The organism is Pseudomonas defluvii (assembly GCF_001695625.1).
In the GTDB taxonomy this organism is placed as follows: Bacteria; Pseudomonadota; Gammaproteobacteria; order Pseudomonadales; family Pseudomonadaceae; genus Aquipseudomonas; species Aquipseudomonas defluvii.
In genome coordinates this window covers 21715-35206 of record NZ_MBPN01000053.1, presented here as the reverse complement: position 1 = coordinate 35206, position 13492 = coordinate 21715, and the positions used below count along the sequence as shown (strand labels likewise).

General features: G+C 54.9%; 13 protein-coding genes. All 13 read right to left on the bottom strand.

All coding sequences use genetic code 11. The annotated features are described in order from the left end of the window. Positions 1-53: 53 nt before the first annotated feature. The 13 genes from EKA13_RS15590 to EKA13_RS15530 all read right to left on the bottom strand — a co-directional run bounded on the left by EKA13_RS15590 (position 54) and on the right by EKA13_RS15530 (position 13492). Positions 54-1340 (bottom strand): hypothetical protein, encoded by a 1287-nt coding sequence (locus EKA13_RS15590; RefSeq protein WP_065760272.1) that lies wholly within the window; start codon positions 1338-1340, stop codon positions 54-56. Beyond that, the gene (locus tag EKA13_RS15585; RefSeq protein WP_019486161.1) at positions 1333-2757 is read right to left on the bottom strand and encodes a hypothetical protein; all 1425 of its coding nucleotides are present in this window, start codon (positions 2755-2757) and stop codon (positions 1333-1335) included. Before EKA13_RS15585 ends, EKA13_RS15590 begins: the two co-directional genes overlap by 8 nt. Beyond that, entirely contained in the window at positions 2754-3647 is an 894-nt protein-coding gene (locus EKA13_RS15580; protein ID WP_019486160.1) for a TlpA family protein disulfide reductase, read from the bottom strand. The genes EKA13_RS15585 and EKA13_RS15580 overlap by 4 nt, the downstream gene beginning before the upstream one ends. Before the next feature lie 9 nt (positions 3648-3656). Further along, complete coding sequence (locus tag EKA13_RS15575) at positions 3657-4352, bottom strand: SEL1-like repeat protein (RefSeq protein WP_100219735.1); 696 nt, start codon at positions 4350-4352, stop codon at positions 3657-3659. Positions 4353-4431: 79 nt separating this feature from the next. After that, complete coding sequence (locus EKA13_RS15570) at positions 4432-5136, bottom strand: lysozyme family protein (protein WP_057390462.1); 705 nt, start codon at positions 5134-5136, stop codon at positions 4432-4434. Further along, a complete protein-coding gene (locus EKA13_RS15565) occupies positions 5133-5792 on the bottom strand; it encodes a hypothetical protein (RefSeq protein ID WP_023111075.1) in 660 nt (219 codons plus the stop codon). Before EKA13_RS15565 ends, EKA13_RS15570 begins: the two co-directional genes overlap by 4 nt. Continuing rightward, a complete protein-coding gene (locus tag EKA13_RS15560) occupies positions 5773-7074 on the bottom strand; it encodes an NADH-quinone oxidoreductase subunit E (protein WP_065285131.1) in 1302 nt (433 codons plus the stop codon). Before EKA13_RS15560 ends, EKA13_RS15565 begins: the two co-directional genes overlap by 20 nt. A 3-nt stretch (positions 7075-7077) precedes the next feature. Further along, on the bottom strand, positions 7078-7455 hold the full coding sequence (locus EKA13_RS15555; protein ID WP_019438451.1) for a hypothetical protein: 378 nt from the start codon (positions 7453-7455) through the stop codon (positions 7078-7080). Then, entirely contained in the window at positions 7436-10384 is a 2949-nt protein-coding gene (locus tag EKA13_RS15550) for a VirB4 family type IV secretion system protein (protein ID WP_065285132.1), read from the bottom strand. The genes EKA13_RS15555 and EKA13_RS15550 overlap by 20 nt, the downstream gene beginning before the upstream one ends. Further along, the gene (locus tag EKA13_RS15545) at positions 10384-10785 is read right to left on the bottom strand and encodes a hypothetical protein (RefSeq protein WP_237043944.1); all 402 of its coding nucleotides are present in this window, start codon (positions 10783-10785) and stop codon (positions 10384-10386) included. The genes EKA13_RS15550 and EKA13_RS15545 overlap by 1 nt, the downstream gene beginning before the upstream one ends. 59 nt (positions 10786-10844) lie before the next feature. Further along, positions 10845-11168, bottom strand: coding sequence for a TraV family lipoprotein (locus EKA13_RS15540; RefSeq protein ID WP_019486152.1), 324 nt, complete (start codon positions 11166-11168; stop codon positions 10845-10847). Between the two features lie 9 nt (positions 11169-11177). Continuing rightward, on the bottom strand, positions 11178-12701 hold the full coding sequence (locus tag EKA13_RS15535) for a TraB/TrbI/VirB10 family type IV secretion system protein (protein ID WP_065285134.1): 1524 nt from the start codon (positions 12699-12701) through the stop codon (positions 11178-11180). Beyond that, the gene (locus EKA13_RS15530; protein WP_019486150.1) at positions 12698-13492 is read right to left on the bottom strand and encodes a hypothetical protein; all 795 of its coding nucleotides are present in this window, start codon (positions 13490-13492) and stop codon (positions 12698-12700) included. The genes EKA13_RS15535 and EKA13_RS15530 overlap by 4 nt, the downstream gene beginning before the upstream one ends.

Genomic DNA, 13492 nt, shown 5'->3' with positions numbered 1-13492 from the left:
GAGCTTACATTTTCTAAGATCCTCGACTCCTTTTCCAGCCGGTCAGATTTTTTCTACACCCTTAAATGCGAAGAGCCGGTTTTGCCTATATCCATAAACTTAGTTGTTCCGCTCTCGAACAACATGGTCATTGGATCGCGGACGTCGGAATCTTGGTAGTACATACCGCCATAGGTAAGTAGCTCCGACTGTCCTTTTTTCCGCTGAGAGGCTTCATTCCGAATGTGATTGAGCATTATTGCCGCCGCATCATCACCATCCCGTCTGAATGAGTTTTCCTGATAAGCTGGAGCATGTTTTTGGACGGCAGAGTTGAAGTTTCTCTGTGCCATGTCGATCATCAAGAACATGTCTTTGCAGGTCTTGGGATAAAAGTTCTGCTTCGCACCTGTAGTTGGTGCTTCTTTGAAGCCCGAGTTCAAATATTTTTTGTACTTCGAGTCGTTAGCGTCAAGAGACAATGCTTGGTCAGCAACTTCCCCAGCTTTTTCAGGAAAGAGCTTCTGGACCCAATAGGCTTCGGTTGGGATCTCGAAGCCTTGGGGTGGGTTCGTGCCGTCATAAGGATTGCTATCACCCTCGATCTTGTCGAGCATAGCCATACCCTTCTTTGTACCTTCTACTACTGCATTGCCACCATCACGCTTCAGCCAGGTGGAGTTGGTAGGGTTATCATAATTGGCCTCGCCATTGCCCGTGATCTTGTCCAGAAAGCCTCTGCTGTCTTCGAACTCAATCTCGTTTGCACCGATTCCGGTAGACCCGAAGAATCCAACATATCGTCCTGCACTTAACGCTTCGGGGGACTTCCCATTAGCAGCGATGAATGCAGGCTCGCACTTATTTAAATAATCCGAATAAAGTGGATACACAGGGCTGTCAGCAAAACGTTTTAGGGTGTTTTGGTTAGTTACGTGGTAGGCCCTGCTGAATGCATCTTCCGTAATCTTTCCTTCGTTGACCTTGTCAAGTGCAGACTTAAAGATTGCGTAGATGTTACCGACTATAGTCAGCGACCATCCCCCCCCGCGCGCCATTTGAACAGAGCTACCTGTGCCGGGGAACGTGAATGTAGAGACTGAAAGAAGCAAAAACATTAGGCAGGTGCCCGTGAGGCCGGTGAAAACCGACCTCAGTTTATCCTCAGGGCTCCTCATCATAAGGATGGAGGTCCAGGCAAGACCTAGACCTCCGATAATAACTCCGGCGGAGTTAACCAGAAGAGTGTGGTAGTCCTGCCAAAGACCAAGGTAGTAACCGACCAAGTCAGCAAAATTAGAATCTACGAGCTTGAGGAAGTCGTAGTCCTTTACGGAGATATCGACATCAACATCAGCCATTTATTACCGCCTTAGCTGTCTGCTCGATTAGTTTGTTTCGCTCCATGTCATGCTTAATCTTGTTCTGGAGCATTTCATATTCTTTGCGAAGTGAGGACAGTGCATTTGAATACCGAGCCTGATCATTGGAGCTTATTGCTTGGTCATCAACTTGGTTCGCCAGCCCGGTCATTACCCCCACTTCAAGCTTGGAAATAACCTCGTCTAACTCTTTCATCATGGCCAGCGTGGCGAGATTTTGTTGGGCTTTGGCAAACAATGCGGGATTTGTAGTGCCCAGTTTGCGCATGAATTTAAATTCAGTTTCGGTGATGACGATGCCGCCGCGATTCACCAACTCCTTATAAGCGTCGCTTTTCTCGAAGGTTGCTGGGTCTGCTTGATATACGTTCGCGTAGAGGCTTTGATACTCCTGAGTCAGCTTCTTAGACTCATCTTCAAGCGAAATGGTCCGAGGAGTGACCGTATGCGCGTCCTCTTCGGTGCTGTAATTTGGCAGTAAGCCCGAATATTTCTTGATGTCATCACAGCCAAGCTCAGATGCAGCCAGCACGAGGGAGGTTTTGCCATCTTCAGGCTTGGCACCACAGTTCTTGCTGGGCAATGGAGCAGAACCTGCGCCCGATCCAGAACCATTTCCTGATCCGCCGCCGCTCGATCCCGACGAACTCCCATTTGAAGAGCCTCCACCTTTCACGCCAATCAGGCCGCCTGTCATCCCTGACACCCCATTCATCAATGATGACGCTCGGCTGGTAATTGTGTTTTTGGTGTCCTTCATTCGGGTAATGAGGCTGCTGGTGATCCCGTCCCCAGACATGCACTTCGCGGACTTGTAGCCCTCTTCGACGGTGCAGTCAGCTTCGGCCATCACCTGCATGTTTTCTTCGTACGCCTTGTCGGCACGCTGCCGTACGCCACTGCAGGTGAGGTTCGAAAGATCAAGACCAAACTGACCGACAGCATTCAGTTCGTCGATGACAGATTTCACGGTTGGTTGGCTATAAGCGAGGTACATGATGGCGAGCGCTGGCGCGTTTTGAATGAACTGCTCAACCATGTCGCCGTACTGACCAATCTGACCGTCAAGGACTGTGCCGAGATTTAGCCCATCACACCCCACCCCAACCTGTGTGGCACCGTAAGCGCCAACAATGAACTGCTGTTTGTCTTGGAAGGGCGTGAATGTGTCGAAGCTTGCGCTTCCGCCCCGTCCTGCCTTGTTAACAGCGCTCCCACTGAGCTTGGCGCCGAATAATCCTGTCACATCATCCATTCGCCGGGACCAAGGCGAGTCGGAACTGTCGCTTTTACCGTTGCCGTCAATAGGTCCGTATCCATAATCAGCAAACGCCGTTGCGGAGCTGAAACTGATGAGAGCACTGCAAACCATGACCGCAAGTTTGTTCAGCTTCATTTGGAATCCTTCTTCGCAACAGTGGTGTTCTTCACGTATGTCATTGCCATCAGTCGGCCCTCCAGCTGGTTCATGGTTCTGTTGCCAACCAGAGTTTCTCTTCGGCTCACTTTCATGTTGTCGATCCAAGTGATGGGCCAGGCTGTGATGCCCATCTTCGTGACGTTGTCTCTTTCAGCCTGGCTGAGCATCCGCCCGGTCAAGCCACGCGCGGTCACTTTCTCTGCGAAGACCTTTGCATCCCGATCGAGTTGGAAGACCCGCACCTTCAGCTTCGGATATTTCTGAACCAGCCTGCCGAGAGTGGCCAACTGACGATCGCAGACAGGGCAGGTGGATTCAGTGAATACCGAGATGCTCAACGAGTCGGTGTCGATGGGCTTCTTCGCCGCGGACTCTTCCATGGCCGCGTCAAGCCCCTTGATGTGTTGGAGGTCGCCGCGTTGCCACATCGCCATCTGGTAGAGATTCGCCGCTTGCTTATACTGGCCCCAGGTCTGGTCCATGTAGCTGACCAACTCGTTGGCGGCCTCGGGAGACTGTTCTAGCTGTAGGCGAATGACTGCACTCGGGGTGCCCGGTTGGAAGTTGAATTCGAGCCCTTTGTTGTTGGTAATTCGCAGAGGCGCGTTCGGGTTTTTCTTCGCGTTTCGATTGAGCTCTGTGCAGTTTTTCATCCACTGCATGTTTTGGCAGTCGAGGATGTTCGGGAGTTTGTCGAGTTCTTCATTCTCACGATCCCGTGCAGTCCGATTCACCCTATCCAGCGCCGAAGACAAGGCTTCCGCGAGGACATCCTGGCCGTTGGGCACGTTGGACATGACAGTGCCTGCGTTGGAAATCAGTGCGCCGGCGACGAAGGCGAGCCCGATTTTGAGCTTGTGGTTCATAGGGTGACCTCAGTTCAGGAACGATGTGAGATCGGCAACCAATGAGGCAGGGTTGTTGACCACCCTGGGTTGTCCGTTCTTGGGAATGAGGACCAGTGCCGGCGTGCTTCGCACACCGTACTGGCTGGCAATCCGCCCACCCATGTCAGGGGTGAACCCCAACATTGGAAGTTGGCCGGATTGCTGATTGAAAACTCGCTTGGGGTCCCATGTGGCCTGATCGATCACGACGTAGAACTGAGCGTCTACTCGATCACCAAAACGGGCCCGGACCTCGTCGATCGCAGAGCGAATCTTTTCGACCGCATCCGAGTTGTCGGACACGAACGACATGATCGTCACTTCTGCAGCGGCCTCACGTAGAGGATCTATGAAACGGCCAACCTGTTGCCTCATGCGTTCGGCTTGCCGTTTAGCTCCTTCCAGATCTGCCGGGACCGGGAGGCCGCTTCTCCCGGCAATCGAGGGGAGGGTGCCTGGCGTGGCTGCAGCTAAGGATTTCTGTACCTGCAGGAGCATTGCCTCACTGCCCTTATGGCCACGCTTGGCGGCTGCCTCGAAGAAGGTCTTTGCCCTCTGCAAATGATCCGGGGTATTTGTTGCCCGCATCATCATCATCCCGAGGTGGTACATCGCCGTAACGTTGCCTGCTTTGGCTTCGGGGAAAAGAAGATCCCAGGCCTTCTGGTTTTCCCCTTTGAGCATGAGTACCAGGCCTTCGCCGACGCGCTGATCCTCTGAAGGACCTTTCTCCGCTGCGTTCAGTGAGGTACTGATCAGCAGGCTACTTAGCAGCAATAGAAATACCCGCACGGGCTCTCTCCTCGTGATAGATCGGCATGAACTCTTTCATGTAAATGTCGCGGTACTTTTTGGTCTTGGAGTGGTAGTAGCCGACCGCCTGAAGATCTGATCCGTACCGCTTTTTCAGGTCCGTGAGATGGCGGGCTGCGTAGTCAAGATTGAAAGCAGGATCGAGCCACTGCTGGACAGTGGCCTTGCCCTTGCCGTGAAAGCGGTAGTTGATTTGCGCGATTCCGAGATCGGTATTGAGTAGCCAGACTTTGCGCACGCGCAGCTGCCCATCGAGGACTTCTTTCGCGTCATCCATTCGTTGAAGGAGAGCGGGGAAGCCCTGGGCCTGTCTGCTGCGCTGATAGCTATTGGCGAAACTCATTGCAGCTCGTTCAGATGGGAAGAACCGCCGTATTGCTTTGGAGTTTTTGTCCGGGATGATCTTTACAAGCCAGGGTGCGGAGGTGAGCGCCCAAAGGGCATTGACGGCCTGGTCTTTGGTCTGGAACCAAAATCCTTCGCCGTCTACGTTGAATACCCACGGCTGTTTTCTGGATTCCTTCTGCACCATTGCCCGGAACACGAGTCGATCGTTTCCGTATCTGGCTGCCGTAGCGTCGATGAGGTAGTCATAGTCCTGAGCCGAGACAGTGGCCGAGGTGATCAACAGGAGTGCAATCAAAATCCATCTCATCGGGACGAATCCTCGATCGTTGTGAAATGGTTCTTGCGCAACCACTGCAAAGCGCGTGAACGATCACGTGCGCAGGCATCAAGACGTCGAAAAGCTTCCGGGTGAGGGTCTGTAGAGGAGGTACCAAGGAACTTGTGAACCATCTCGTGATGGATGATGTACCGGATGACGAAAATCGGTGCTCCATTGCCGGCCGATCTTGAGAGGATCGGATGAACCAGAAGCGACTCCTCGCCGCTGACCATTTCGATGCTGCCCGGGGCGACGTAGATCGTGTCGTCGCAAACTCTGTTCACCGATTTGGCCACATCCGGCCAGGTTGGATCTTTCAGCAGGGTGAGCACTCGTACGTACAGCAGTGCTGCGTCTCTTGGGCCGTTAGGTGAAAACTGCTCCAAGAGTGTTTTGGCTTGTTGAAGATCTTTTTTGTGGTAGGCCTCAACACCCGCCTGCAAATCCTTCAGCTCCTGTGGAGAGAGATGATTGATCTCAGTCTTAGGCTCTGGGGACTCGCAGGCGCTGGGGATGCCCCAGCGCGGGCGAATGTTGATGGAATTTCCGAAGTAGCTGCGATTCACCTCGTCGGCCAGGCGCTCCAGATTGAGTTGCTCATCCGGTGAGACCTGACGGAGGACGTTAGATCGCGCTACAGCCATTTGGTGAACTCCAGAACTTGTGGGCCACTTGACCGTTTTTGTCTTGCAGGTCCAAGCGATCGCCCACGATTGAAACGCGGTACCCATCAAGGAAATCGCCTTGGCCAACCATGTCCTCTGCTCCCGCGTGCACGATGAAGGCGTGTGCAACACAGGTGCTGCAGTTCCTGGCCGCCTCTGCTACTGCTTTCACACAAATCCGCGGACGAGCCTTGCTTATCGCGACTGGCGACGACTTCGCCACTGGGGTTCTTGTCGGCGCTTTGGTGATGCGTTGCTGAACAGCCGGTTTGGTTTGCTTGGCCTTTTCAGCTTTGAGTTGGGCTTCCATCTTGCTGAGCTTCTGCTCGAGGGCTGAGATCTTTTCAGCCTGAGCGGCAATGTCAGCGTTAGCCTTTGTCAAAGCCTCATTGCTTTTCGGCGCTTCCTTTACGGGAGCACTATCCGGGTTGACGCTGGGGGTTCCAGCGAAAACGGGGGGCTGCTTTTCCGCGCCAATCGAAGAGGTAATTGCGGCCCCAGATTGGCTTGCTATTGGTGCTTGAGCACCGAAAGGATTTGCCGGCGAATCCTCATGCGGCGAGAAAGGCTCCGCGGCAGGAGCAAGAGCAAGAGCAGGAGCAGGAGCAGGAGCAGGAGCAGGAGCAGGGACACCCAGGTCAGGGGATGCGGTGGTGTGGGGTGCCGCCTCGCTCAATGGCTGGTCCAGCCCACCGAATGCTGGAGGAGCCGAACTGATTTCAGTTGGTTTTTGGAATGGCTCTGGTTCAGAACTGAGACTCCGCGAAGTTTGACCGGGACCATCAATAGGCAGAGACAGATCATCCTGGGCGCCAAGTTCTGCTTGGGTGTGATCGGCGGGTTCTGTACCAAAGGCCATTCCTTCCTCGCTGGAGGTAGGGGCCTCCTGCGCTGCTTCATTCTCAGAAGGCGTTTGGCTTGTACTGGAACCCTCCATCTGACCTTTGGCGAAGAGGACAAGCCCCACGACCAGGATCGCTGCAATCAGCTTTTGCCCCATCGTGAGTTGGGAAAGCTTGTTGGTCTTCTTGGGTTTCTGATCATCTTCTTCCGCAATGATCGGTTCCAAGGGCTCCAGTTCGTCGCCGTGTGCGTCGGCTTGAGGCGACTCTTTCGCGGCCGCCGAACCAAGGTCAATGGTGGGCTCTGTGCCTTGGCTGGCGCTGTCCTGTCCTGGCTTTTTACGTGCGAGGTTGCCAACCCCCGAGCTGATCTTATTGACGAGGTCCTTCAGGGAAGGTTTTTCTTCGTTGTTGCTCATGGCTTAATTTCCCAATACCGGCAGATAGGTTGGTGCTTCTTCGGTCCAGCGACCTGGAGCGATCTGGACGCATTCCTTGTGGCCCGGGACCAGCATTCCGTTTTGCACCCGTGCAGGAATATCAACACCGCACTGAATGATCGGCGGGTCCCAGGTGAACCGATCGCGTGCACGCATCTTTCCCTTCAGATCTGTGAGGACCTGTGTGACGCCTTCCTCGTAAGCGCGGCGCTCGAGTTCGGTTTTGGGGGCGTAGAGGGGCTTAATAGGCTTGGCCTGCTCCTCGATGATCGTTTCGCGCGGTTCGTACTTCGACGAACAAGCTGCGAGCGAGGCGAGTGCGGCTACCGCCGCGAGGGTTTTAAGCAGCTTGATTGACATGGTATCGAGCACCATACGGGTGAGATTTTGCGAGCTCGGAGATTGCTTTCTGGCGAGCTTTTGATTCGGAGATGGAGTGCTTCTGCACAAGCTCCTGGGTCTTGCGCTCGCGCATTTGGTAGTCGTCCGGATGGGACGAGGCGATCCAAAGCGCCATGGGGCTGGCGAAGAGCCGGAAGACACCGCTGTAGTATTCGGATTTGGTTGTCCGCATCCGGTAAAAGACTTCGCTGTACAGCGGGGGCAGAGATGCAAGCGATCGCCAAAGCTCAATCTCCTCGGCAGTAAATGCGAGGAATTCCTTCGCGATGTCGTAGTCCGACTGCGAGCAGGCCAGGAAGAAGTAATGGCTTGTGTTCTCGAGGATGCCGTCCTGTGACTCGCCATTCCCACCTGACTCAGCACGGATCAGGTTGACGAAGTCCTTCACGGTCTGAGAAATCAGCAAGCAGCCGGCACCATAGCGGCGGAGTTCTCGATAGAAGCTGGAGAGCGCCGATGCGGCAGTCGGGTCAGAAAGGGTTGCCCACGCTTCGTCGACAGCCACGATCTTCTTGCGGCTACGTTCAAGCTTGAACTTGCAGTACAAGTCGATCTGGCGGAACAGGGCCAGAGTGACTACGGGTAGGGCAGGAGACTTTGCCATCCGCTGGGTTTCGAGAACGGTAAAGTCGTTCTCCCATTGGACCTGCAGGAAGCCGTCAAAGAGAGCTGCAAATGGCCCGGCCCCGTAGTAGAGGGTGAGCGCCTGGACGAGCGATCTGCCCGACTGTTCAGTGAACTCAGTTTTGTCGAGGTAAGGGATGAAGTCCCTGAAACGAGGTTCGTCCTTCGGCTTGGTAGCTACCCAGTCGGTATAGAACTCGTTGAGTGCCTGATACAGCAGAGGCACTGTCACTGGGGTAATGACCGATGTTTTGGACTGCTCTGCAGCGCTGGAGGTGATCATCATCACCAGCATGCGAGCAATGAAGAACATGTCTTCCAACGTCGGCATTTCGTTGTTGCCGTCGTCGTTTTTACCGATCCAGAACGGGTTGATACAGATGGGGTTGATGGTCCGCCCGGTGATCGGCTCTTTGAACGGCTCGGTCGCAAGGCGAATGTAGTTGCCATCGAGAACCAGGCAGAGGCTCTCGTAGGAGTCGCCCTTGTCGATGATCCAGACTTTCGGTCGGTACTTCACCCTCAAGGCCATCAACAGGTTGTTGAAGGTGAACGACTTACCAGTACCGGTACTACCGCAAATCAGGCTATGCGCGGTGTTCGTCATCTGGCCCCACAGGTCCAGATAGATCGGCTGTCCCGCCCTGTTGTTCATCAGGATTGCAGGGTCGGAGCAGCCTTGGTATTCAACAAAGAACGGACACAGATGGGACAAGCTTTCCGTGAGGTGAGGGGTGTCACGACGGAAGAGCTTCATGCTGCTCTTGCGGAAGTTCAACGGCATGCTGTTCCTGACAGCAGCGTCGCCGCGAAGGGATTCTTTGTGCCCCACACGCCAAAGCATGTTCTCCAACTGCATGGCTTGATCATCGACCTGGGCCTCGACGAACCCCATCAGGTTGATGTGAAGCGACACGTCAAAAAACTGCTCGCGGTTGTTGGCGTTTTCCGCACTGATCTTGGATTTAACCTTCTCCAGGTCATTGCGCTGCTGAGCCAGCAGATCCTTGTCGCCAATTTTCATGGCTTCTTTCCCGGATTGCATGCGCCCACGAGTCCATAGGCGGCTCATCATCGCTACTGGGGAGGGCACGCTCCAGTTGATGGTGATCAGCGATTCGCTCTCGATGCCCGACATGGCCACCTGCAGCATGCCCGGGAAGCTCGAGGTTGGTTTACCCAGTACCGAGACTGGGCGGATGAAGTAGGGGACGCCAGAATCGTGAATCGTCCAGCCTTTCTCCTCAGTTTCGACAGAGGCGAACATCGGGGCATTGTTGAGAGTTTCCCGGTACGCGACTTGGCTCGGGTTCTTCAAGCAATCCAGGATGGGCAAGTCAGGCCGGTACTTGGGCGGGTCGACCTTGAAGCAGCGAACGGGGTTGAAAAGCTGGTACTGAAGGTTGATGAGGCCTTGGCCGTTAAGCGAGCCCGGCTGGAACCCGAACGTGGCCAAAGCCTGGCCGATCTCATGACAGAGTTGGCCAAAGCGTCTTGCGTGCTTCGTGTATTCCTTATGAGCCAGCTTGTTGGCGTCGATAAGCCCCATCGAAGCCAGTGCGTTCTTCGCGGTGTTGTCGATGAACTTGCCGAAGAGGTAATCCGGACTCCAGAGCAAGACCAGGTAGAAGTCCGTTACAAAGGGATAGCGACCTTGGCTTACTTCGCGCTCAATCTGCTCGGTGACATTGGCCCGAACGTCATCCTCTCCCTCTTCCGCCCAGGGGTCTCCGCCCATGAGAAGAGTCCGCACATTATTTCGAAGCTTCTCATCCTCGATCTCGGCCAGAGAGTCCTCACGCATGCGCTCAAGGACCTCGGTGGAGAGCTTTGTGAAGAAACCTTCAGGCGAGCTTGCCGCAACGATCTGTCGTTCGACGATCGAGTTCGCGATTTCGAGAGCGAACTCATCTTCTCCGCCTTCAATACCGGCACGGTAGATCCCAAGAACTTCGCGAATATCTCGATGGGTGTGACGAATGAATTGGCCGGCCGATCCAGATGGGTACTTGTTCAGTACATCACCAAGACCTTTACTGAGGGACCACAGGTCATCGTTGTTCAGGAGCGAGGCATCCATACCTCGTAGCTTCCAGATTTTGGCGAAGCGACCATCGATGGTGTGGAAATAGCTGCCATGCTTCTCGTACAGGAATGCATCGGAAAGCAACTGGATGGGCATGCCGCCCTGATACCCGCGGCGAGCCAAGCCAGCCAGCTCGGTGTCGTAGAGATGCAGGTCGTCAAATTTTACATTGGCCATCAACCCTGCCCCTTGAGTGTTGCGGTAACCACACGCCCTTCCGGGTAGACGGTCACGCGAGCGCCACTGACCCGGGTGAGGTATTCCGCAAGGTCGCGCAGCGAGTTGGGATGAGAGTTGAGCTTGATCACCTGGTCTTGGTTGACTTGTGGATCGAAGCGAGAGTCGTAGCCGGACGCTGCGGCCGAGAGACGGACGATTTCACCAAGGGTGAGGTCCTGGTTCTTGAAGAGTTGTGCCCAAGGAATTTCGTCTGCCTGAATCAGCTCGCGGCGATCAGTTGTGTTTTCCTTTTGGAAAATTTTCCGATAGAGAACGACGTCAGGTTGAAGAACAGTCAGGTCTTGGCCTGACCCCAGGATCATCTTTGTGTGGTGTTCGCGAATGGCGTCCTTGTACATCTGGGGAACACCCTCAGCCAAAGCCGTGGATGCCGCTGCCAGGAGGCAGAGGCCGATGGTCAGTTTGCCCAATCTGCTTCCTCCACGATGATGTAATCCCAGCGGCCGCCATGCTTCACGCCGGTTTTGGCGTCGGCGTATGGCACTACCCATACCGGAGCTACGACGTCCGGGTTTCGGATCGGAAAGTACGGTTCCGAAGAGCCAAGCTCTGGACGCGCGCGCAGGCCTTGGCGCAGGAGCGAGACCGTGTCTCTGCTGGCGCTGCCATGGACCGCATCGTAGATCTGGTCCATCGAAGCACTGTTTTTGAAAGGCTCCTCACTGGCACAACCGCTGAGAAGCAATGCGGTGGCCAAGGCCAAGAATGGGCGGATGTTCATGGCTGGTTCCTAGATCAGGGTGTCGTACATGCCGGGGTCAATGTCGAACGCCTCAGCAGGTTTCAAAACACGGAAGGTTTGGTCTGTTACGAAGCGCAGCTTGATGCCCGGCTCGACGATGACGGTGTCTACCGCAGCGTTTGCTTCACGCTCGAATCGCTCCGATATTTTCTTGAACATCCCAGCGATGCCCTCGTTGACCGCCGCCTTCGTGGCGTCGCCGGTCAGTTGGCGGGTGGTTGAGCTGGTTCCGTTTTCCATCGCGCTATTCGTAGTGAACTCGGCCTGGCTCAGGGTGGAGGCATAGGCCGCTGCGGCTGCTGCAGCTGACTGGAGAGCGAGAGTGCGGCCTGAGGCCTTGTCCAGGCGGCCGTAGACGTCTTGCTCGTTGTCTCGCGTATCGACGATGTACCCGGTTGCAGGGACCGTCTGGGCACCACCGGTCTCGTCCCAGTAGGAGAGTTGCTCGATGCGAATGGTCGCGCGGCCCGTATTCGAGCTGGAATTGCGGTTGCCAGAGCAGAGGCCCATCAGGTGGATAGTGCCGAGATCTCGTTCGGCGCCGTTGGGCCCCTTGAAAATGCCGCGCACCGGAAGAACTACCGGTCGAGCGGGAATTTTCCCTTCTTCGGATGCTCCAGGAGCGTTGGCGCCGATCGGGCACGCAACCCCGTGAAGCGTGGTGACTTCAACAAAAGAGAAGGCGGGTACTTCATACGTTTCGCGCTGGATCTGGGTTGGCAGCGAGGCGTTGAGAGGCTGGGCTGCCGGCATCGGGTCCGGGTTCGGCTGACGGCCGTTCAGCTTTGCGAGGGTCGCGTCGGTCTCGTTGTAGGTATTCACGCCCGCGCGCTGAATGCCATTCGACTCAGGAGCTGACATGTTGGCAAACAGCTGTTGCTCGGTCTCAGCAGTAGAGCCCGCGCCGCCTCCGCTTTTTCCGTTGAATTGCTGACCGCCCGCGTCCCCGCCATTGAGCAGGAAATAGTTCGGACCGTAACGGTTGGAGTTCGATGGGTTTGCAGAAACTGCCGGCATTGGCGGCTCGAGTGAAAAGTCCTCGAGGTTTAGCCCTTCAGAAGAGGAGGGTGGCAATGGCATGCTGGAGCCTTTGTCCAGCTTATTGATACCGCCGTAAACACCGTCAACCTGATCTTTTCGTAGTTGCGCAACTTCTTCACTGAGAGCTCGAATCTCAGTGTTCGATTTCTGCTCTGCTTTGCGTTGGTCCTCAAGCATCTTCGCCTTGAGAGCCTCGCGATCCTCCTCGCCGCGCTTGATCTTGTCCTCAAGGGTTTCGATCTTCTTGGCGAACTGAGTCAGTGCAGCATCTTTATCCTGGATGGTGATCGAGTTGACTTTGTCACTGCCAACCTCAACTGCCTTGGGTGCGTCAACCGAAGTCGCACCTGTGGTTTCGCTGTTGCCGCCCATGAAGTTCATGGCAACACCAAGCGCACCAACTGCAGCGACGATATACAGGCCGCGTTGCTTCGTTATTACGTTCTTCTTCTGATCGTTATCGGCGCTCACTGTACTTTCTCCGATACGATGAATAGCAACCCGCGATGTGACTCTCCGTAGACCTCGGTAATGTATTCGGGGGAGGGGCCTAGTATCCGAGAGGAAGGGAGCATGGAAACTTGTCTGGCAATTCCAAGGGACTCGCGTACGGCCTTGTTGCCATAGTCGATTTGATCAATGGCGACTTTTGTTGACGTGCGACCGTTGTTGATGACTTCGTAAGTAGTGCCGATGTACTTCGGACCCACAACTTGGGAGCGAAGTTTGAATTCCAGCGAGCCCTGCCGAAACACAACACGATCAGCCTCTGAAAGTCGGGAAAAATCCTGTTCGCGATATCCCGAAGGCAGTTTCCCATCGTAGAGATAGTTCATCAGACCTTTAATTCTTCCGCGGGAGTCTCGCGCCATGGCGGACCTATCAGCGATCGGCTGGCCCGAAATAGTGACTTGGCTGTCTGCGCAACCAGGCCGGGTTATAAGCTTGAGAATGTATGTTTGCTTGGACGGCGCATCGACATAAACAAGGCCCGTATACAGCGGATCTGTCGCTTGAAATGCGAGCTTGTTTTTGATAGGGGACGGGTAGAAGTCCATACCCTGAGTTACCTCTACATAAATACCGTCGAGGTAGGGCTCGGGGAACAAAACCTCTGCACGCTGGGTGTCGTTTGAAATGTAAATGTCAACTGGCGAGTTGTTGTAAACAACAGTGCGCGGATTCCGGTTGCACTCGTCGCTCGCAAATATCGTGGTTGACATGGCTGCGCAAAGGCCGGCAGCTATCAGTCGCTTCTTCAA